14 protein-coding genes are annotated in these 23,943 nt (G+C 36.2%); 6 read left to right on the plus strand and 8 right to left on the minus strand.

The window, feature by feature from the left end:
- A partial coding sequence (locus ACFIN0_RS05065) for a type ISP restriction/modification enzyme (RefSeq protein WP_375702058.1) occupies positions 1–2,742 on the plus strand: 2,742 nt, incomplete at its 5' end.
- A 1,268-nt stretch (positions 2,743–4,010) separates the two neighbouring features.
- Here the strand turns inward: ACFIN0_RS05065 and ACFIN0_RS05070 are convergent.
- Entirely contained in the window at positions 4,011–4,460 is a 450-nt protein-coding gene (locus tag ACFIN0_RS05070; RefSeq protein WP_375702059.1) for a crossover junction endodeoxyribonuclease RuvC, read from the minus strand.
- An 825-nt stretch (positions 4,461–5,285) separates the two neighbouring features.
- Here ACFIN0_RS05070 and ACFIN0_RS05075 point away from each other — a divergent pair.
- The gene (locus tag ACFIN0_RS05075; RefSeq protein ID WP_375702060.1) at positions 5,286–6,500 is read left to right on the plus strand and encodes an NADP-dependent isocitrate dehydrogenase; all 1,215 of its coding nucleotides are present in this window, start codon (positions 5,286–5,288) and stop codon (positions 6,498–6,500) included.
- Positions 6,501–6,616: 116 nt separating this feature from the next.
- Positions 6,617–8,044 carry an MFS transporter gene (locus tag ACFIN0_RS05080; protein WP_375609467.1) on the plus strand — a complete coding sequence of 476 codons (1,428 nt, stop codon included), beginning with the start codon at positions 6,617–6,619 and terminating at the stop codon, positions 8,042–8,044.
- 44 nt (positions 8,045–8,088) lie between these two features.
- Here the strand turns inward: ACFIN0_RS05080 and ACFIN0_RS05085 are convergent, their stop codons facing one another.
- Positions 8,089–9,288, minus strand: a complete 1,200-nt coding sequence (locus ACFIN0_RS05085) for an MFS transporter (protein ID WP_375702061.1) — start codon at positions 9,286–9,288, stop codon at positions 8,089–8,091.
- Positions 9,289–10,571: 1,283 nt separating this feature from the next.
- A complete protein-coding gene (gene tgt / locus ACFIN0_RS05090; protein ID WP_375610442.1) occupies positions 10,572–11,690 on the minus strand; it encodes a tRNA guanosine(34) transglycosylase Tgt in 1,119 nt (372 codons plus the stop codon).
- A 1,944-nt stretch (positions 11,691–13,634) separates the two neighbouring features.
- Between tgt and ACFIN0_RS05095 the strand changes: the two genes are divergently transcribed.
- Positions 13,635–13,784, plus strand: coding sequence for a hypothetical protein (locus ACFIN0_RS05095; protein WP_375606664.1), 150 nt, complete (start codon positions 13,635–13,637; stop codon positions 13,782–13,784).
- A 281-nt stretch (positions 13,785–14,065) separates the two neighbouring features.
- Here the strand turns inward: ACFIN0_RS05095 and ACFIN0_RS05100 are convergent, their stop codons facing one another.
- The 5 genes from ACFIN0_RS05100 to ssb form a co-directional block, all read right to left on the minus strand.
- Positions 14,066–14,578, minus strand: coding sequence for a peptidylprolyl isomerase (locus tag ACFIN0_RS05100; RefSeq protein ID WP_375606665.1), 513 nt, complete (start codon positions 14,576–14,578; stop codon positions 14,066–14,068).
- A gap of 18 nt (positions 14,579–14,596) precedes the next feature.
- Positions 14,597–15,190: a peptidylprolyl isomerase gene (locus ACFIN0_RS05105; protein WP_375702062.1), complete on the minus strand. Its 594-nt coding sequence runs from the start codon at positions 15,188–15,190 to the stop codon at positions 14,597–14,599.
- A complete protein-coding gene (gene coaD, locus ACFIN0_RS05110; RefSeq protein ID WP_375702063.1) occupies positions 15,180–15,698 on the minus strand; it encodes a pantetheine-phosphate adenylyltransferase in 519 nt (172 codons plus the stop codon). Before coaD ends, ACFIN0_RS05105 begins: the two co-directional genes overlap by 11 nt.
- Before the next feature lie 24 nt (positions 15,699–15,722).
- Positions 15,723–18,506 carry a DNA gyrase subunit A gene (gyrA, locus tag ACFIN0_RS05115; protein ID WP_375615116.1) on the minus strand — a complete coding sequence of 928 codons (2,784 nt, stop codon included), beginning with the start codon at positions 18,504–18,506 and terminating at the stop codon, positions 15,723–15,725.
- 241 nt (positions 18,507–18,747) lie between these two features.
- Complete coding sequence (gene ssb, locus ACFIN0_RS05120; RefSeq protein WP_375606669.1) at positions 18,748–19,254, minus strand: single-stranded DNA-binding protein; 507 nt, start codon at positions 19,252–19,254, stop codon at positions 18,748–18,750.
- A 330-nt stretch (positions 19,255–19,584) separates the two neighbouring features.
- Between ssb and uvrA the strand changes: the two genes are divergently transcribed.
- Positions 19,585–22,500 carry an excinuclease ABC subunit UvrA gene (gene uvrA, locus ACFIN0_RS05125; RefSeq protein ID WP_375702064.1) on the plus strand — a complete coding sequence of 972 codons (2,916 nt, stop codon included), beginning with the start codon at positions 19,585–19,587 and terminating at the stop codon, positions 22,498–22,500.
- Between the two features lie 1,052 nt (positions 22,501–23,552).
- Positions 23,553–23,891 (plus strand): P-II family nitrogen regulator, encoded by a 339-nt coding sequence (locus tag ACFIN0_RS05130; protein ID WP_375606671.1) that lies wholly within the window; start codon positions 23,553–23,555, stop codon positions 23,889–23,891.
- The last annotated feature ends 52 nt before the right edge of the window (positions 23,892–23,943 follow it).

Consider the following 23,943-nt stretch of genomic DNA (forward strand, 5'->3'; position numbering starts at 1 on the left):
GTTGCTGAGATTGCTCAAAACCATATCAATCATCTTAAAGATATGATTTCCGATGAAAAGAGTGAAGCCTTTCACGCTTTTGATACATTTCATAAGGAACTAAAGAACAACGTCAACAGCGATATCAAACAAGAAGAAGCGATTGAGATGTTAGCGCAACATCTTGTCACGCGTCCCGTGTTTGAAGCCTTGTTTGAGGGCAATAAATTTGTACAGAACAATGCCATTTCACAAGCAATGGACGAGATCTTAAGAGAACTGGATAAAACGAACATTGAAGAAAAAACCAAAGATCTTGATAAATTTTACAAAAGTGTCACGTTCTGTACAGCAGGTATTACCGAAACTCATGCAAAACAGAATCTTATTATCAAACTTTATGAAAGTTTTTTTGCCAAGGCATTTAAGAAAACCACGGATAAGCTTGGAATTGTTTATACACCCGTTGAGGTTGTTGATTTTATCATTCATTCTGTTGATGATGTATTGCGTCATGAATTTGGAAAAAGCTTGGGGTCACGGGGTGTCTCCATTCTAGACCCTTTTACGGGAACTGGAACCTTTATCACACGGCTTTTACAATCAGATCTCATCAAACCAGAGGATATGGAATATAAGTTCCGTCATGATATACATGCCAATGAGATTGTTCTCTTAGCCTATTACATAGCAGCGATTAACATTGAATCGACGTATCATAGTCTTATGAAAGGAGAGTATATTCCCTTTAAGCATATTGGTTTGGCTGATACGTTTCAGACGCTTAAAGAAAAAAATTTGATAGACGGTATACTTAAAGAAAACAGTGAATATTTGAAACATCAAAAGAAACTGGATATCAAAGTTATCTTTGGCAATCCTCCTTATTCGGTAGGACAAAAAAGCGAAAACGATAATGCAAAGAATACACCTTATCCGATATTAGATGACCGCATTCGTGAAACTTATGCTGCTCAATCTAAAGTAACGAATATACGAGCGCTTTATGATAGTTATATCCGTGCCATTCGCTGGGCAAGCGACCGTATTGATAATGCTGGGATAATCGGCTTTGTTTCTGGTTCAAGCTATATAGAAAAGCCAACAATGGATAGTTTACGAAAATCTTTAGCCAAAGAATTTACGAGTATTTATGTACTTAATTTACGAGGTGATCTTCGTAAAAATATGTTAAGCAATGGAAATGCTCATGAAGGTGAGAATATTTTTGGCAATGGGAGTATGACTGGTATTGCCGTAACCTTATTTATCAAAAATCCCAATGCTGTTGGACCTTGTAAAATTTACTATCATGATATTGGTGATAATCTTTCCACTGAAAAAAAACTTGAGATGCTTCAATACCTTGGTAGTATTGGTGGTATTACACGTGAAGACGGTTGGAAAATAATTACACCAGACAAGCACGGTGATTGGATCAATCAACGTGATGAGAGTTTCGAAACATTCCTAGCTATAGGTGATAAGAAACCTAATGGTAAAAAACTCTTTGAAACGTTTTCTCGTGGTATTATGACGAGTCGTGATTTTTGGGTTTATGACTCAAGCTATAAAGCTTTAGCTACCAACATGAGTAATATGATCACATTCTATAACAGCGAAGTGGAACGTTTTAATAATGCTTATGGACATATTGATCGCAAGATACGTAAAAATGCTGTAAATAATTTTGTCAATTCGGATGAAAGCAAAATTAGTTGGAGTCATAATCTCAAACGAGACTTGGACAAAGGCAAGACTTTTAACTTTGAAGGTGATTGCCTTACTCAAAGCCTTTATCGTCCTTTTACTAAGCAGTGGCTTTATTATAATCGGGATCTCAACGACGGTGTTTACAGAATGCCGCGTATATTCCCAATAGGAAAAGCGATTGATAATAAGGTAATACAAATTTCTACTGTAGGAGCAAGATGTGGTTTTTCTATTTTAATGGCTAAAAATGTACCTGATGTGAATATGGTAGATGGTAGTCAATGCTTTCCACGTTATATTTACGAAAATACTACGGTTTCAAAAAGTAAAAATGAGAGGCAATCTCATTTATTTACGAATTCTACAGAAGCAAGCGTAACAGCTGATTTACAAAAGCGTGATGCCATTACGGATGAAGGGCTAACATATTTTAAAGCTGCTTATCCTAATGAAACTATCACTAAAGATGATTTGTTCTATTATGTTTACGGTTTACTTCATTCAGAAGATTATCGTGCTCGTTATGCTCATAATTTATGCAAAGAATTACCTCGCATTCCTTGCGTAAAGAGTGCTGAGGATTTTTGGAAGTTTGTAACAGCAGGGCGTGAACTAGGTCATTTGCACGTAAATTATGAAGATGTAGAGCCTTATCCAGTAACTTTTAAAAAGGGTAATCCAAAAGTTACAGAGATCTCTAATCCCGAAAAATTCTATTATGTGACTGAAATGCAATTTGCAAAAGCAGGTAAAGAGAAAGATAAATCAACAGTTATTTACAATAGCAATATTACCATAACAGATATCCCTCTTGAAGCTTATGAGTATATCGTTAATGGTAAACCAGCTCTTGAATGGGTTATAGGGCGTCAATGTGTTAAGACTGATAAAAAGAGTGGCATTGTTAATGATGCTAATTGCTATGCTGTTGAAACCATTGGCAACCCTGCCTACCCTCTAGAGTTATTTCAGAGGGTTATTACCGTAAGTTTAGAGACAATGAAAATCGTTAAGAACCTACCAAAACTAGAAATTAGAGAAACTGAATAGACTTGGCTTGCTAAACTCACAAGGGGTATAGAATCTTATAACTATAATCTATACCTCTCTTGTTAAGTTGATTAGATACAATCCTAATATGCGTTATTCTAAAAAAGAAATCATTTCCACTTTTAAATACTCTTATTTTGATTGCTTTAAGACTTTTAAAAAATCCCATCTTAAAGTGAATACGCTTCTTTTACATTGCCTTTAAAAGATTATACCGTAATCTAAAATGATAGCTTTATCCTTTTCAAAAGCTTTGTTTAAACAGAATTATGTATATTCATTTTCTTATATTACTTATAGGTTTTGAAGGTTCTTAAAACCCTCAAAACTAAGTACCATAAAAGTCTTGATAACATTTCTTATGAGTTACAAACTATCTTTTGAAAGGCTTTAAAGGTTACATACTCTCATAAGACATGTTTTAATCATTCACTAAATGATCACTTTTGTCGATTCAATGTACTGACATAAACTGACAAATATATATTTACAGTTGTATTTATTTGTTATGGCTATTTTAATAAGTTGTATTTTGAAAAATTCATAAAACTTAACTTATTGAAATATAATGATTTTAATTTTCTCTCATTTAAAAAAAATGATATAGGTTCTAAAAAGAACTGACAAAAATGACAAAAGTTTATTAAAAGGGATTTTGCTCATCTCTATAATTATCATTCTCTCTTTAGATGTTTTCATAAAAAGCAGTAAATCATAATTATCATATATTCTATTTATCATTTCTCTTATGAAAATGGAAAATGATGCCATGGCTATAAAGAACATAACAGCTATAGAGAAAGCAAAAATGCAAATGAAGGCATTTTTTATAAGAGCGTGGTGCTATTAAGGTCGTTTAAATTAAAGCCTCTTATAAACAAAATTCACAAAAAATTTAAAATTCATTTAGTAAAAAAATGATAGGTTATAAAGCTAAAAATACGCATTATGAGAGCGTTTCTAAATATTATAAATGTATAGATTCAAAGCATAACGCAATCGTTTCTAAAGCCATAATATAGCTCTAAAAGCATATAAATATAAAAGAAGCATTTCATAAGCACATGATAACATTAATACACAATTAAATTTAAAAAATACAAAAAAATATCTAAAAAATATGAATTTACTAGTGAAATGGATTGCGTAGCTGGTCATTTCTTATATCGCATTTGTGCTTTAAGAGATTTTGGGGATGTTAAAGCTGGCGATCTAGGCGGCTTTATTGAAAAGGAAAGCAACTTATCTCACAAAGGAAATTGCTGGGTTTATGACAAAGCGCGCGTCTTTGAAAATGCATCTGCTTCATTATCATCACAAGGCGCATGACCTTTGGAACATATCGCCTTAATCATCTCTTCTTTCGACGCATTCCCCTTCCCCGTCATCGCTTTCTTAATCGTACTTACTGCTATCCCCTCATACGGTATCTGATGCTGTTCACACCACGCCGTTAACGTTGCTAACAAACCACCGTAAATATGCGCGGCATCTGTACCTTTATGACACCTCACCTCTTCAAAATACACCGCGTCAATTTGACCTGCTGTCTGCTTTATTTCATTAAGCCATTGCTTAAAACGCAAGTAACGCATTCCACCGCCTTCAAAACGGCGTGATTGAAAATTCACGGTACCACTGAACATGTCACCACTTGCACCACGTATCGCCCACCCCATCTTCGTACCTAGATCAAAACAAATAATCGTGTTATTCACCACGCCTCTCCATACAAAACGTGTTTTATAAGATTGCTCTTTTTACGAAAATGCTGTTGTAGATCCCTTAAGCGTACCATGTTTCTTTTTTTTATGTGTAATATATTCATTTTATTTGTGTTTTTAAAAATGAGGGATGCATAAATAAAAACGAGGGAATAAGATTTTAAAAGGAATCTCTTCGTAAAAAGGATACAAGAATCATTAGGTGATTAATTTCTTTGTTGCATTTCGAGGATAGTGCTTTACTGCGCACAGTTAATAACAATAAGAATCGATAAAACATAAAAATTAGAAGATTCTAGCTCGCGATACGGTAATTTTATAAGTCATATCCTTGCGTATTTTCCAACCTTCAAAATTGAAGTTTATCCCAAACGCATTTTATATGAAGCATTTCTAATTACAGTGCCATTGTTATCACATTAAACTTTTTATAAACAAACAGACCGTAAGCTTAAAATTGAAATAGCAATATAAAAATAGTTTCTTATTCACCTAACACAACAAATCAAGAAACTATAATTCAGAATACGATCAACTTATTAAATGGAATCTCTGATAATAAAAATGTATAATCTTGATCCCCCGATGATCTAACTACCTTATCTATTAAACAGATTCCTCATCAATCATAGAATAATTATAGATTTGCAAACACATCACTTCTTTTCAAAAATTAAACCCTCCAACAAAATTTTACACTCTATTGATAATATATTCTAAAAGCTCATATTTGAATGCTTTTTTCCCCTGTTTTTACTTTTCATTATAAACTTGAAAGTGTTATACAAATAGTATCGCTTAAAAGAAAAAGGATTTCTAATGGTAAAGATCAAAGTAGAAAACCCCGTTGTTGAACTTGATGGGGATGAGATGACCCGCATCATCTGGAAATATATCAAAGATAAATTAATCTATCCCTACCTCGACATTGATCTAAAATATTATGATCTTTCCGTCGAAAATCGTGATGCAACCAATGATCAGGTAACTATCGATTCTGCCAATGCTATCAAAAAATATGGGGTTGGTATAAAATGCGCAACCATCACACCTGATGAGGCACGCGTTAAAGAATTTAACCTAAAAAAAATGTGGAAATCACCTAATGGCACAATCCGCAATATTTTAGGAGGAGTCATTTTTCGCGAACCCATTATCTGTAAAAATGTCCCTCGCCTTGTTCCTAACTGGACAAAGCCAATTATTATCGGACGTCACGCTTTTGGTGATCAATACAAAGCAACAGATTTTAAATTTCCAGGAAAAGGAAAATTAAGTATTAAATTTGTCGGTGATGATAATCAAGTTATTGAACATGATGTTTTTGATGCTCCAAGCGCAGGGGTTGCCATGGCTATGTATAACCTTGATGAGTCAATTCGTGATTTTGCCCGCGCATCCTTTAATTATGGACTACAACGAAATGTTCCAGTTTATCTTTCAACAAAAAATACCATTCTAAAAACTTACGATGGTCGTTTTAAAGATATCTTTCAAGAAATATTCGATACGGAATTTAAAACTGGATTTGAAAACCGTAAATTATATTACGAACACCGTCTTATTGATGATATGGTTGCTTCTGCATTAAAGTGGTCAGGTGGATACGTATGGGCATGTAAAAACTATGATGGTGATGTCCAATCTGATATTGTTGCCCAAGGCTTTGGTTCTCTGGGTCTCATGACTTCTGTTCTCATGACACCTGACGGCAAAATTGTTGAAGCAGAGGCAGCACACGGCACCGTAACACGCCATTACCGTCAGCATCAAAAAGGTGAAGAAACATCAACAAATTCCATTGCCTCTATTTTTGCATGGACGCGTGGACTAGCGCACCGTGCTAAACTAGATAACAATGAGAAGTTAAAAAACTTTTCCACGACATTGGAAGAAGTTTGTATTAAAACCGTCGAAGAAGGTTTTATGACTAAAGATCTCGCACTTTTGATTGGGCCTAAACAAAAGTGGCTTTCTACAACAGGTTTCCTCAATAAAATTGATGAGAATCTCAAAAAAGCAATGGGCAATTAAGTTATTACTTAAATTAAAATTCAAAGCTCTAAACAGAGCTTTGAATTTCTCTTGGCAAATTTAAAGAACTGCCTTATAAATAAAAAGAGGATAAATTTTATTAAATAGCAAAAACAGTGAAAAAACAAAGCTGGTCTGCGCTTTTATTAGGTAAAAATGGTCTTTGCTTTTTGACGTTTATAGGCGGTGTTGTGTTACACGCTACCAACGTTTATATTGTTATTACTATTTTGCCCTCTCTTATGAATCATATTGGCAATGAAATATATTATTCTTGGGTGGCAACTGTCTTTATTACAGCTTCACTTCTTGGGACTTCACTTGCAACAAAAATATTAGGGAAATTAGGTCCTCGCAACACTTATGTTCTCTCTGGACTTATCTTTACCCTAGGCACTTTCATGTGCAGCATTTCTTCATCTATGCCATTATTTTTAATAGGACGTTTTATTCAAGGATTTGGAAGTGGTTCTTTGTTATCCTTATCCTATTCCATGGTACGTATTGTTTTCAGTCCATCTTTATGGTCACACGCATTAAGTGTCATCTCTGGAATGTGGGGAATATCAACCTTGTTAGGACCAGCAATCGGAGGAATTTCTGTATATTATGGCATGTGGAGAGCATCTTTTTGGATCATTGGTGCATTAGCTATATTATTCTCACTCATAGCCTTTAAATTTTTACCCCAAAAGAATGAAAATTATATTCCAACAACCCCTCTCCCTCTGCTCCAGCTTCTCACACTCACCTTATTGATTTTTATCATTTCTGTTGGAGGAGCTATGGACACAACAATGGCCAAAATTTGCGGATTAGTTATCGGACTTAGTCTCCTCTTTGTCCTAGCAAAAATCGAATCATCTACCCTTCATCCTATGTTGCCACGCAAATCCTTTTCTTTTTCTTCTGAAATTTTTCCTGTTTACGCATTAATACTCGTTATGACGACAGTCGTATATAGTATGGAGCTTTATTTCCCACTTTTTCTTCAAGAGCTTCATGGACAAACTCCACTTCTTGCTGGTTACATAGCAGCACTTATGAGCCTAGGATGGACATGTGGAGCCCTCTCAAGCGCTGGTGTATCGGCAAAAAAAATTCGCAACATCATTATATACTCCCCCCTATTAAAACTATTAGGCATAGCTATTCTTTTATGGCTCATTCCAACAGAAGTTTCCACACTTGAATATATTTTTATGATCTGCTTAGCACTGTTTTCTATTGGAATCAGTGCGGGCATAGCATGGCCACATTTGCTCACAAGGATCTTACAATGTGCAAATGATGAAGATGCTCTCCGTGCCAGTGAATCCCTTACCTCTGTACAACTATTTTCAGCGGCCTTAAGTGCAACTCTAGCAGGAGTTATCACCAATCTTGCTGGCCTCTTTAATCCTGGAGGAACAATAGGAATGATCTTAGCAGCAAAAACTCTTCTTATAGTGCTTATGGGTCTTTTATTTTGTCTTGCTATTCCATTAGCACTGCGCATTTCTTACTGCATATTAAAAAAACCAACAGGACATTCCAATAACTAAAAATAAATATAAAAATTCCTTCTTCATTTAAAAAATGAAAAATATTAAGCATGCTTCTCCATATACCATGAGATGCAAAAAACCATTAATCCACACAAAGTTAGAACACTTCCTAAAACAGCTGTATATTCATAACTATAGCCCAATTTTAAAACTAATGCTCCAGATTCTGCACCAAGAGCGTTGGCAATATTAAAAGCAGACTGCATTAATGCTCCTGCCAAAATCTGTCCCTGTAGTGCAACATCCATAATTTTTGTTTGTATAGAAGGCATAGCAGCAAAAGAAGTTCCAACAAAAAAGCATCCTATTGCCGCTGTTAACGGAGCATAGGATAAAAAGAAAAAAAGAAAAAAAACAAATACGCTCCAAAGCATAGAAAAAAATATCATCGGCGAAATACCAATTTTAACGGCTAATTTAGGCCCCAAGAGATTTCCTACCACCATACCCAATCCAACTAAAGGCATGATAAATGGTACCAACTCAAGTGAAACACCAGAAATATGCATTAACGTTGGCTTGATATAAGTGAAAACAGAAAATAATCCTGACGCTCCCACCGAAACCATCAACAAAAGAAACCACACCTGCTTTTGCTTTAATGCACCCATTTCTTGCAAAGGATTCGTTTTTGGAAAAATTGAATCACAAGGAAAAAAATTCCAAATAAGCAAGCTACATAATAAAGCAATCATACCCACAAGGATAAAAGCAATCTGCCAACCAATAAGTTGACCAATCCAAGTAGCACTGGGTGCTCCCAAAACGGTTGCAATTGTTAAGCCGAGCATAACATATCCAACAGCTTTAGAACGTTCTTTCATTTCGACCATTGAAGAGGCAACCATAGCCGCAAGTCCAAAATAGATTCCATGGGGAAGTCCACTGAGAAAGCGTAATACGACTAATATGCTAAAATCAGAAAAAAAGGCACTAGCAATATTTGCTAAAGCATAAAAAAGCATCAATCCTATCAAAACAGTTTTGCGTGATACCTGAGCTGTTGCCACAGCTAAAAGAGGTGCTCCAATCACAACTCCTAATGCATAAGCAGAAATATATTGACCAGCGGTAGGAATATCAACATAGGAACTTCGTGCCATCTCTGGTAGTAGCCCCATTGCGACAAACTCTGCAGTACCAATAGCAAAACTCCCCACAGCAAGAGCTAAAATTATTAAACGCCGTATTCTCGAATCAATTCCCAATGCAAGAACCTTTTGTTGATAAGAATCCCTCATATCATCACTTCTGGATAGGAGTTTTAACCGTAGATATCTGTAATACACACAAACAAAAATTCAAAACATTGTTATACGCATGCCCAATAGTCCCTAATAAAATTTTAGAAATATTTTGATATATAAAGCATTTTATGAAGCTTTAAGTAAGATTCTTTAATGAAAAACCTTTGAAAACCTCAAGGTCACAGACGTATTTACCTATTTTTATCAGATCTGCCAGATAATAAACTTTATCTCCTCTTTTCAGTCATTGTAATTTTACAATGAAAGCTTTATTTTGCAACGACATACTATATCCTATAAATAATTCTAAAATTTGCTGAAGAATGCATTTCAACAAGTGAATAATATCTCATCATTATTTTGATACAAAGATAAAACGTTTCCCCTAAAATTATTGTTGCTTTATTTTTGCTACCTGAATACAGACCCTCCAAATCGATAAGTTATAATTTCAACTTTATGCCATTTTTATAAATTATTATAGATTCTTTTAAAAATTCTCATGATAATGATGCTTGGTTTCTAGATTTATTAAATACCCTCTTTTAGACATCTTTAGCCCTCCCTCATCTAACAGAGGAATCGCATCAGATATCTAACTCACTATCTGTAAATTAAAATATTCACATAAATATATTATGATTATTTTCAGATAAATTATATAAACAAAGCAAAAAACAAATATAACAAATTTTGTATAAGTATATTTATTGATATTTTATAAATATGACAATTATCGTGATTAATATTTAATTTATTATAACATTATATCTATAGTTTTATAATATTAATAATATTACATAAATATATTTTAAAGAATATTTATATATGAAAAATTAAAAAATAAAATTACAACATTTAAAATGTTGTAATTTTATTTTAACTTTATTTTAATTTTCTAAAAATTTATCTGTTCGATTGTATATAATCCATTCTTTAACTTTAGTAATAAAAAATACCAAGTAGCTCATAAAAGTACAATTTTCATACTTCTTTAAGAGTTCGCTAACGCCTCATTAACATTGTTGCTGTAAACAGTCATCAGAAACAGAAAAACTGTTTTTCTCCGGATCAGGTAGCGCGTACCGGAGTAACAGTTTCTGTTTTATATAGTACTTAGAAAGAGAATATATGCCCTATAAAACCGCACTGTTATATCTTAAGATAGTGGATTTTATAATTTTGGAAGATGTTTCTAATTTCATATTTTTAGCTAAATTTGTAAGTGCGAGAATAAATTCAATAAAAAAATGAGGTGCTATATTTCGATTAATATTTTAGCGTCCTTGTGCCCATAGAGCACGCGTTTCAGCGCAAAAATCAGCATAACAACCTTCCTCAATGGCATCACGAACTCCCTGCATAAGTTGTTGATAATAAAAAAGATTATTCCAAGTCAATAACATCCCCCCAAGAGATTCACCAGATTTGATCAAATGATGCAAATAAGCACAACTATAATCATGTGCTGCTGGACAAAGTGACTGTGGATCAAGAGGATGTGGATCTTCTGCATAACGCGCATTACGCAAATTAATTCTACCAAAGCGGGTAAAAGCTAAACCATGACGTCCTGCACGCGTCGGCATAACACAATCAAACATATCAATACCACGAGCAACACTTTGTAAAATATCATCAGGTGTCCCTACTCCCATAAGATAGCGTGGTTTATCCTCTGGTAAAATCGGACAAGTAGTATCCAATACTGCTGTCATAACACTCTGCGGCTCACCAACAGCAAGCCCTCCAATAGCATAACCTTTTAAATCCATTTCTTTTAATGCTTGAGCAGAACGCTCACGCAGTTTCATATTATCACCACCTTGAACAATCCCAAACAATGCTTTATCTGGCTGATCTCCAAAAGCTGTTTTACAACGCAGCGCCCACCGCAATGAAAGTTCCATAGCTTCTTCCATTTCTTTTTCAGTGGCAGGTAATGCAATACATTGATCCAACTGCATCTGGATATCCGCATCAAGAAGCCCTTGAATTTCGATAGAACGCTCTGGACTCATTTCATAGTAAGCGCCATTAATGTAAGAGCGAAAAATCACACCTTGTTCAGTAATTTTACGGATTCCCTCCAGCGACATCACCTGAAAGCCTCCAGAATCAGTTAAAATAGGTCCGCTCCAGCGTGAAAATTCGTGTAATCCTCCCAAACGTGCAACACGTTCAGCTCCTGGACGTAACATTAAATGATAAGTATTTCCCAAAATGATATCTGCACCAAGATCACGAATTTGATCCATATACATAGCCTTAACGGTTCCTGCCGTCCCAACTGGCATAAATGCGGGTGTACGAACGCATCCTCGCCCCGTTATAATTTCGCCTCGACGTGCATACCCATCTTGAGCAATTTTTCTATAATGAAATGTCTTTATCATAACTCTCGTCTTTTTGATTCCATCAATGCATATCTCTATAGAAAGAAAAAAGATATCCCCTTACGAGCATTGTCATAAGCTTTATGAATTAATTTTTGATTCGCTCAATATTGTAATCAGCATCAAAAATTAAACGAGATAAAAGAACATTTCTTGTTAAGAAATCAACATAATAAAAGTGATAATCTAGCTCCAGAAAACAAGTAAAATCCTTATAATATCACACCTCAAAATACCTATGCTTAACGCACTAAAGCCTTAACAGAACTGCAAAATTATTATCTCAACAATCTCATCTTTACGTACTTTCATAAGTAATAATTTCGTACGAATAGAAGAAAGTTATGAACGCATTGTACAACTTACAATATTCTTTAACTTTTACAGATAAAAAGTTTTCATCTATCGGGCACCGAGAGCCTTACGCTTAATAAAAGTGCAAATGCATATTATCATTTATCCGTTCACAACATTGAGATAGCCCTTGAGATAATTCATAAAAGGGAGCTTTTTCCAATAGTTTTTCCCCACGCCAATCTCATTTGTGACGAGCAAAAGGGATGATTTTGATTAATTCAACCGCATGAATAATCTGTAAGAGACCCCTACCGTGAAAAAAGAAAGGCTTACAAACCGACACTTGTAGAAAATTCACCCTTTAGGATGGAGAAGAAGTCAATATAAGAGAAATTGAAATAAGAAAATCTTACAATATTCAAAGCGCTCTTTCAATGGACAAAATAATAATTTATCCGTTATAAATCAATGTACTAATCTAGAAAGAAACCTATCTCTAAAGTTATTTAGATATAACTTCATAAAACACAAGCCTAGAGATTACATCTTTGCTCCATTGCAATTGCAAATAAAAAAAATCATGATTTTATTTTCATTATCTTGCGCAATATATTCGTATAATATGGCGTTAAAAGGCTCTCCAGATTGTACAAGACAACCAACATCACAAATGTAATACTCTATTTTAAAACCTTACCTTGTATCATCCACATTGATAGATTCATCAAAATTTTTTAAAAAGCACAAGCATGAAAAAATAATTCATTCAATCTAACAGGAAAAATCCTTAATTAAACTGTAAGATCATTACCCACATGGGATAAAAATAAAATGAACCACCTATTATGAAACGCAAAAACAATTGTAAAAAACGACGAACCCTATAAATAGTAAGCACAATAAAATGGGCTATTCATACTCAAATTACATTGAACAAACCGTATTAAGATGCAAAAGCCAAACTTTGATAGAATATTCTATTAACGACAATATTTAGAAACATCATCAATATATTGATTTATAATAATAATCTATTTCTATATGTTGAATGAAGGGCTAGCTTCTCTTATTGTAAATCTGTATATGTTAAAATAACTAAAATCATTTTCTTGCACATCACAAGAGAGATTAACGTGTAAATAAAAACACTAAAAAAAGCACTTTTTTAAGATTCTCACATACTGTAGCTTATCATCGGGTTTTGCATCAATTTATTTTTTTCAAATGATTTTTAAGGGGCTCTCAAAGGGTCTTCAAAGGCGGTTTTCTGGGATTTCACAGACTTTTTAAAAATCTTCAAAGGATTTTAAAAGATCTTTCAAAGCCTTTTATCATTTTTGCTCCAAAATTCCAAATTTCGTTATTTTTAGCTCTTTTTGGCAATTTCAAGTGTCAAAATCCATTTTGACAAAATACGCATTTAATGCTAAATTTTATACATAAAATAGTAAATTATCACGCATTCCTAACTAATCCCACCTCTTCCCACTTACTGTCAAACTACACATACCAAAGGCTCTATTATAACATTGGAGGCTGAAAAAAGCATATGATGATACTGGCTTGCTCCTTCACAAGCATAAAGATGAGGGAGTTTAAATGAATGTTGGTATACACTGAGAGATGTTTCTTTAAAAAAGCGCGTAAATGCGCAACTCTATTTGGGGCGCTTTATTCCACGTAATGAGTGTTCCTCTTATTAAAAAACAAGAGGAACCAAAGCATAAGGCAATGCGTCATCTTCATTATTTAAAAGACATTGCTTTAGATACTTTTGAAAAAGTAAAGCTGAATTAAAAAGGAGAGAGCAAGATGAGCCTTTTATTTTCATCTTTACGTCTTCCACCCAATTGAGCTGTCTCTTCGTTCGAGAAAACACCCAAACAAATCACAACCTTTCCCCAATACAGCAAACAAAATTCTCTAAATCCATAAATTAAAAGAAGCTTGGTAGAAAGAATAAAGGCATAGCAGCCGAACTCTGTTAGGAATTCAAGCTGTAATCCCTGATCGCCACCCTATATCAGATAGGAGAATTTTCTCTTAGAAACTTACAATTGAAACCAATATAATTTATACTATTCTACATCCGCAGCAATAATGGCTTTGGTAATTGAATCTGGGTCTGCAACAGGTTCACCACGTTTAATTTTATCAACATTTTCCATACCTTCAACAACCTGCCCCCATATGGAATATTGACGATCAAGCCACGGAGCATCTGCAAAACAAATAAAAAACTGAGAGTTAGCAGAATTTGGATTCTGACTACGCGCCATAGAAACTGTCCCACGCTTATGAGAAAGATTTGAAAACTCTGCTGTTAAATTTGGTTTTTCTGCCCCCCCCATACCAGCACGTGATAAATTGAATTTTTCACCATCCTTCTTTCCAAATTGCACATCTCCAGTCTGCGCCATAAAGCCATCAATAACGCGATGAAAAATAACATTATCATAAGCACCTTCACGGACAAGTTCTTTGATACGTGCAACATGACAAGGCGCTAAATCAGCAAAAAGCTCAATAACAACTCTGCCCTTTGTTGTTTCAAGAATTAAAGTATTTTCCGGATTTTTATCCTCAATCATATGAAAAGTTCCTTTGCTTCATCTCTCAACTTGTAAAGTAGCAGTATTAATAACATCTGGATTTTCTACAGATCCATTATTACTTGTGGTACCTTTTTTAATTTTATCAACAACATCCATCCCCTTTATTACTTCTCCAACAACCGTATACTGACCGTTTAAAAAAGCAGCATCATCAAAACAAATGAAGAACTGAGAATTCGCGGAATCTGGATCTTGTGAACGTGCCATCCCAACAGTACCACGCTTAAATGGCTGCTTTGAAAACTCAGCCGGTATATTGGGATAATTTGATCCCCCCATACCAACGCGTTTCAGATCAAAATCTCTACTGCCTTTTTTTCCAAATTCTACATCACCAGTTTGCGCCATAAAGCCAGGAATTACACGATGAAACACAACATTATTATAGGCCCCTTCCTCTGTTAGTTTTTTGATTTGCGCAACATGTTTTGGTGCCAAATCAGGACGCAGGCGAATAACAACATCACCGTTGTTGAGAGATAAAACAAGAAGGCTTGAATCACTCGCTGGACTAGAATTACCAGCGACAGCGGACAATGAAAAAAAACAAAATACACATATCAAAACAGCAAAAATTCTACGAAACACACTTATTCTCCTTTAAAGACTGGAATTTCGAGCGCAAAGCTTGTGCAACATTGGGCGGCACAAATGGTGTCACATCACCTCCCATAGAGGCAATTTGACGGACCAATGTAGACGTTATCGCACGCCCAGAAACACTTGCCGGCAAAAAAACAGTTTGCAATTCAGGAGCCAGAATGCCATTCATCCCTGCCATTTGCATTTCATAATCAAGATCAGTACCATCACGCAATCCGCGAACGAGAAATGAAGCACCAACTTCACGTGCCTTATCAATGAGAAGGTTATTAAATGAAAGAACCTGCAATCGATTAGAATCTGCACCAAACAAGTCTTTCCCTACTTGGGTAATAAAACCAACACGCTCTTCAAAGCTAAAGAGTGCTTTTTTGTCACCCTGTATACCTATAGCGACGACCACCTTATCAGCTAACACAAAACACCCTTTTAAAACATCAAGATGACCGTTTGTAAGAGGATCAAACGAACCTGCGTAAAGAGCAATTTTCATGATTTTACTCCTTCCTCTTAAAAATTACTTTTCTTCGCTCATATCAATCGTATCAGAATGCTTCTCACCTTCATCATCCAATGAACTCGTATCATCTTCAGGCTCAGAAATACGTTCAACCGATACGACTCTTTCACCTTTGGCTGTATTAAAAATTGTGACTCCCTTAGTTGAGCGCCCAGCAGTACGAATTCCCTCAACAGGGACACGAATAAGCTGCCCCCCATCTGACACCAACATAATTTGGTCTTGCGCCTTCACCGGAAAAGCCGCTACTAATTTACCAATTTCAGCTGTTTTAGATGGATCTGTTGCACGAATCCCTTTTCCACCACGCCCCGAAATCCGGAACTCATAGGAAGAAGAACGTTTACCATAACCAAATTCACTCACTGTTAAAAGCATTTGTTCACGTGCATGAAGTTCTGCATAACGTTCATCTGTTAACTCTGTTTCAACACCCCCATCTTCATCATCCAGAATGACAATATCTTCAACATCAGCATCTGCACCAGCAGCACGCCGCTCATTCATGACACGTTTAATATAAGCAGAACGTTCAATGGACGTTGCCTCGACATGCTCTAAAATTGTCATTGAAATGACTTTATCGCCTTTAGCCAAATTGATACCACGAACTCCCACAGAATTACGCCCCGCAAAGACACGCACATCAACAACTGGAAAACGGATACACTGTCCATTCGCTGTTGTTAGAACGACATCGTGATGTTCTGTACAAGTTTCGACAGAAAGAATTTCATCTTCCTCATCAAGTTTCATTGCAATTTTACCATTACGGTTGACCTGAACAAAATCTGACAACTTATTACGACGCACAGTTCCACGTGTTGTCGCAAACATGACATCCAATGCGCTCCAGCTTGCTTCATCTTCAGGCAAAGGCATAATTGTCGTAATGCGTTCACCTTGTTGTAAGGGAAGCATATTGATCAAAGCCCGCCCACGTGATTGCGGTGTACCTAGCGGTAAACGCCAAACTTTCTCCTTATAAACAATCCCACGTGATGAAAAGAAAAGAACCGGAGTATGCGTATTGGCGACAAACAACCGTGTTACAAAATCCTCATCCTTCGTGGACATACCAGAACGCCCTTTACCACCACGACGTTGCGCACGATAGGTATTAAGAGGTACGCGCTTAATATAGCCACTATGGCTCACCGTTACGACCATATCCTCTGGCGCGATCAGATCTTCACTCTCCATCTCAGCGCTACCAAAACCAAATACGGTACGCCGCGGTGTTGCAAATTCCTCACGCAGAGCACTCAACTCGTCCTTAACAATACCCATAATGCGTACGCGCGATGCTAAGATATCAAGATAATCAGCAATATCCACACCAATTTTATTCAATTCATCAGCGATTTCATCACGTCCAAGGGCTGTCAATCGTTGCAAACGCAATTCTAAAATAGCACGTGCCTGTTCTTCAGAGAGATTATAAGTACCATCCTCGTGGATAATATGACGAGGATCATCAATAAGTTTAATCAAAGGCGCGACATCCATCGCTGGCCAACGTCGTTCCATTAATTGTGTACGTGCTGTCTGTGGATCAGGAGCTTTGCGAATAAGCGCTATAATTTCATCAATATTGGCAACTGCAAGGGCAAGACCAACCAAAACATGGGCCCGCTCACGCGCTTTACGCAAAAGATATTTTGTTCGCCGACTGACAACTTCTTCCCGAAAAGAAACAAATGCACGAAGCATATCAAGCAACGTCATTTGTTCGGGTTTTCCCCCATTCAACGCAACCATATTACAACCAAAGGAAGTTTGCAGCGGCGTATAACGATATAATTGATTTAAAACAACTTCCGCAACAACATCTTTTTTCAACTCAATAACAACGCGATATCCATCACGATCCGATTCGTCACGTAAATCAGAGATTCCCTCAATGCGTTTATCGCGCACCAATTCGGCCATTTTCTCAATCATTGTGGCCTTATTAACTTGATAAGGGATCTCACTCACAATAATTGCCTGCCGACCACTACGAATTTCTTCAATATCAACTTTAGCACGCATAATAATTGAACCCCGCCCTGTTTCATAAGCTGAACGGACACCAGAGTGGCCAAGGATAATACCCCCTGTAGGAAAATCCGGACCAGGAATAATTTCAATTATTTTATCGAGTGTGATATCAGGATTATCAATCAAAGCGATACAACCATCAACGACTTCACCAAGATTATGGGGAGGAATATTGGTTGCCATTCCCACAGCAATTCCCCCTGACCCATTAACCAAAAGATTGGGAAAACGTGCTGGCAAGACAACTGGTTCACGCTCACGCCCATCGTAATTATCCTGAAAATCAACAGTATCTTTATCAATATCAGCTAAAAGTTCTTCTGAAACTTTTTCTAAACGACACTCAGTATAGCGCATAGCTGCAGGTGGATCACCATCAACGGAACCAAAATTCCCCTGACCATCAATCAATGGATTTCTCAAAGAGAAGTCCTGCGCCATACGCACCAAAGCATCATAAATTGAAGCATCACCATGAGGATGGAATTTTCCCATAACCTCACCAACAACACCAGCAGATTTACGATACGACTTATTGAAAGAAAGCCCCATCTCATTCATAGCATGAAGGATACGTCGATGAACAGGCTTAAGACCATCACGGACATCAGGGAGTGCACGCGAAACAATCACGCTCATCGCATAATCGAGATAGGAGCGTTGCATTTCATCAATAATACTGATTGGTTCAATACCGGTCAGCACATCACGTTCTGGGTGTGGAGTAAGATCGGTCACAATTTAAAAACTTTCAAAAAAGAATCATTTCACTTTATTTATATCGGTTTATATCGAAAAATACACAAAAATGCTAATTTCTCTCCCATAACAAAAAAGAAATTTAACAATATTTTTCAAGATGTTATTAATTTATATTTTAAATTACCAATAATAATTAACAACTTTCACTTTGCTAAACTTCAAAAATCTAAAACAAACAAACCATAAAGCAATCATAATACTGCAACTTTAAAGCCTTTTAAAAAGGAACATCATCATCTAATTTGTGTGAAAAACTTTCTCCTAATTGGTTATTATTTTGACCAAAAGTATTTCTTTGATTTGAACTACTATTAGCAAAGTCACCACTGTAACTCCCCCCTTGACTTGCTCCTTGCTCTCCACCCGCTGCTCCGCGCCCATCAAGCATTTGTAATTCACCACGGTATTTTTGCAAAACAACCTCTGTCGTATAACGGTCATTTCCATTTTGATCTTGCCATTTTCGTGTCTGTAACTGCCCCTCAATATAAATTTTGCTCCCCTTTTTTAAATATTGCTCTGCAACTTTGACAAGGTTTTCATTAAAAATAACAATACTATGCCACTCAGTGCGTTCTTTTCGCTCATTTGTATTCCGATCGCGCCAACTTTCTGAAGTAGCAATACGCAGATTTGCCACTTGATCACCAGAATTCAAACGGCGGATTTCAGGGTCCGCACCAAGATTACCAATTAAAATAACTTTATTAAGGCTACCAGCCATCGCATAAACTCCAAAATTTTAATTTGTAAAATACTCTGTTCTATAACAGTTATAACCATCTTGACCTTCAATTTACATATCGCAATTGACCATCAATATAGGTATTGCTATCCTTTACCAATATTGTATTCAGTGTAATTATAACAAAAGATGATAAAAACGCATAGTTTATTCCACCACGAGAGAATAAAAAGCTGCTTATTTGTATTTTTTTCACAAAACTTATACCTTCCTTTTGCATTAAAGCAGTTAAACACATTGTAATTCTAAAAAAACAGTTTTATTCCATTTTAGGTGCTCAATTTTTGCCACATATGCCAAGGATAAAGTATGACTCATCAAAAATATATCTCCATTCGCGGTGCACGTGAGCATAACCTTAAAAATATTGATCTCGATCTGCCTCGTGATAAACTCATTGTTATAACAGGACTTTCTGGATCAGGGAAATCATCCTTAGCGTTTGATACAATTTACGCTGAAGGACAACGTCGCTATGTCGAAAGCCTTTCAGCCTATGCACGCCAATTTTTGGAAGTCATGCAAAAACCCGATGTCGACCGCATAGACGGTCTCTCTCCCGCTATCTCCATTGAACAAAAAACAACCAGTCGCAATCCTCGTTCAACGGTAGGTACCGTTACTGAAATCCACGATTACATGCGTCTTCTCTTTGCCCGTATTGGCATTCCTCATTCTCCTGTGACAGGACTTCCTATTGAAAGCCAGACAGTAAGCCAAATGGTGGATCAAATTATGTCCTTACCAGAAGGAACGCGAATTTTTATTATGGCCCCTTTGGTGCGAGGACGAAAGGGAGAATATAAAAAAGAGCTAACAGAACTTTTAAAAAGAGGATTTCAACGCGCTAAAGTTGATGGAAAATTCTATGAAATCGCTGATATTCCACCTCTTGATAAAAAATATAAACACGACATCGATGTCGTGGTAGACCGCATTGTTGTACAAAAGGATATCACCTCTCGTTTAGCTGATAGTATAGAAACCTGTTTACAGCTAGCAAATGGACTTGCCATTGCTGAAATGACAGATCACCCCTTGACACCAAAAGAAACGACAAAGGAATCTGCTCATAAATCAAAAAATGATACACACAAACGGCTCATTTTTTCAGAAAAGTTTTCTTGCCCTATATCTGGTTTCTCTATCCCTGAAATTGAACCACGCCTTTTTTCGTTCAATAATCCTTTTGGTGCCTGTCCTCTCTGCGATGGACTGGGCATAAAAAAAGCAATGGATCCACTGAAAATTGTGCCCAATAAAAATCTTACCCTCAAGAATGGCGCCATTGCCCCTTGGGCTAAATCAGATTCACTTTACTATAAACAAACCTTAGAAGCATTAGGAAAAGCTTACGGTTTCAAACTCACAGATCAATGGTGTGAACTCTCTAATGAAGCACAACAGGCTATTCTTTACGGTACAAAAAGAGATGAAATTTCTTTTATCTATAAAAATAATTCTGGTTCGCATAAAACGACCCAACCTTTTGAAGGAATCATCCCTAATATGGAGAGACGCTGGAAAGAAACCGATTCTGCTTGGTCTCGAGAAGAAATCGAACGTTATATGTCTTCTTCGCCCTGTCCGGCTTGTCACGGTTATCGTTTAAAACCAGAGGCACTTGCTGTAAAAATCAACGGAATGCATATTGGGCAAATATCAGATCTTTCCATCTCACAAGCAGATGATTGGTTTGCCAATGTTCATCAATATCTCACAGAAAAACAACGTAATATCGCCGTACGTATTTTAAAAGAAATTCGTGAACGTTTGGCTTTTTTAAATCATGTAGGATTGGAATATCTTACCTTGTCTCGAAATTCAGGAACGCTTTCAGGGGGAGAAAGCCAACGTATTCGATTAGCATCTCAAATTGGTTCTGGTCTTACAGGCGTTCTTTATATTTTAGATGAACCATCTATCGGTTTACACCAACGCGATAATGAACGCCTTTTGGAAATGCTGCAGCATTTGCGCAATCTTGGCAATACAGTTATTGTCGTTGAACATGATGAAGATGCTATTCTCACGGCAGACTATGTTGTCGATATGGGGCCGTCCGCGGGCGTTCATGGTGGAAAAATCGTAGCACAAGGAACACCGCAGGAAATTATAGAAAATTCAGCCTCTCTCACAGGCCAATACCTTTCAGGAAAAATGGCTGTTAAAATGCCGACAGAGCGACGCAAAATATCAAAAACGAAAACACTTAAAGTCATTGGCGCCAAAGGCAATAACCTCAAAAATATCAATGCGAACATCCCTCTTGGAACCTTCACATGCATAACTGGTGTTTCTGGAGGAGGAAAGTCAACATTTCTTATTGAAACGCTTTTCAAAGCAGCATCACATCATATCATGGGCTCTCATCACAGCCCTGCCAGCTATGACAAAATTGAAGGACTAGAATTTCTTGATAAAGTCATTGATATCAACCAGTCCCCTATTGGACGCACCCCACGCTCTAATCCCGCAACCTATACAGGTGCTTTTACACCGATTCGTGAGTGGTTTGCCGATCTTCCAGAATCAAAAGCCCGCGGTTACAAAGCTGGGCGTTTTTCATTTAATGTTAAAGGAGGACGTTGCGAAACATGTCAAGGTGATGGAGTCATCAAAATTGAAATGCATTTTTTACCTGATGTCTATGTTACTTGCGATGTCTGTAAAGGAAAACGCTATAACCGAGAAACACTAGAAATAAAATTCAAAGGACAGTCTATAGCCGATATTTTGGATATGACAATTGAAAAGGCAGAAGAATTTTTCCAAGCTATTCCCGCTATTCATAATAAAATGGAAACTCTCATTAAAGTAGGATTGGGTTACATAAAAGTAGGACAGCAAGCAACCACACTTTCTGGTGGAGAAGCACAACGTGTAAAACTTGCGAAAGAGCTTTCACGTAAAACAACGGGACGTACACTCTATATTTTGGATGAACCGACAACAGGTTTACATTTTCATGATATTTCCAAACTTCTTGAAGTGCTTCACGAACTAGTCGAGCAAGGCAACACAGTCATCGTCATTGAACATAACCTTGATGTTATAAAAACAGCCGACTGGATTATTGATTTAGGACCAGAAGGTGGAGATCGCGGTGGAGAAATCGTTGCAATTGGACGCCCTGAAGACATTATTAAAATTCCCGCTTCCTATACAGGAAAATTTCTAAAAGATGTTTTACTGCGCCCATCCCTCTATAATTCCAATTCTTAAAAATGCTTCCCCTTATAAAATACAGCATACGAACAAAGCCTGTACTTTTATTATTACCTGTAAACCAACACCTAATTCCAGTGGTGCAACATGTTGGAAGCAAAGACTAAAAACAATTTAGCGCTTTATAAGCTGTTTTATTTTAGTTTTTGTATTGTCAAATAGCGGCAAACATATTGCATAGCTCTATTGGGTGTAATCTCTGAAACGAGAAGACAACCTAATTTTGAAAGGATATGAAGTTTTAAGGGTATAAACCAGTTTCCATCTTTACCCTCCCCTTTTAATTCATCTTTACGATTTTCAAAAACATCCACAGCAATATTTTAAAAAGAATGAAGATTGCGCATTGCTTCACGCTTTTGTTTATCGCATTCTTTAATGAGATCTCGCTCCTCACGAAAAACAAAACGCCCCAAATAGAATATATTTGCGTTGCCAATTCACACGTTTGTTTTAAAAAATATTTTTCAACACTCCCAAATCCAGTTCACGACATTACCTGAGAATGGTAAATTAATTATTATACACCACTATCTTTGCGCTTTTAAGCAAGTGCAAACTAACACCTTCATTTCCAATATTTGCGCTCTCCCCTAATCTCTAATATTGTAATAACCTTTGGTTATCGAGAGCTTTCATAAAAAGCATTTATATTCCTTTTTCAAATGTTTTTATCCACACACTCATATCTCTTGATATACAAGGATATAGCTTTGATGAGACGATCTAAAATGAGAAAATCTTACGCTATTAGAATTCCTCATGCCATATAGAAAACGTCTAATTATCCTTATAAGTCAATGCATTATCCCCCAAAAAGGAAGCAAACTCTCTTAATGATATTATTTTGATTCGCTTATAAGGATTATAAGTTTTTTCCAAAGCAATAATATTTCACTTTAATTTTACAAAAGAAGCGCCTCTCCAAGAATATATAGTATCATCATTTCCGACTTTTTGTGCACAAAGTATCTGTTGGACATCTTACAGTTGTCAATATAATGTGATGCAGTCTAAAAAGACAAAATAACGTTGGAGATAATTTCAGCATGAAAAAAATTGAAGCCATTATAAAACCTTTCAAACTTGATGAAGTGAAAGAAGCGCTTCAAAAAATTGGGTTACATGGTATTACAGTAACAGAAGCGAAAGGTTTTGGTCGTCAAAGGGAACATACAGAACTTTATCGTGGGACGAAATATGTTGTTGACTTTCTCCCTAAAGTAAAAATTGAAATTGTCGTGTCCGATGACAAACTGGAACAAACTGTTGATGCAATACGTAAAGCAGCCCAAACTAAACATATAGGAGATGGAAAAATATTTGTCTTTTCCATTGATGATGCCATTCGTATAGGGACTGACGAAACTGGGATCGATGCCCTTTAATAGATAACGAAAAAATTAGTCTTTTTATCCACCTCAACGCCACATTAAGGAA

Origin of the sequence: Bartonella sp. AA89HNZF (assembly GCF_042196905.1) — a bacterium.
GTDB lineage: Bacteria > Pseudomonadota > Alphaproteobacteria > Rhizobiales > Rhizobiaceae > Bartonella.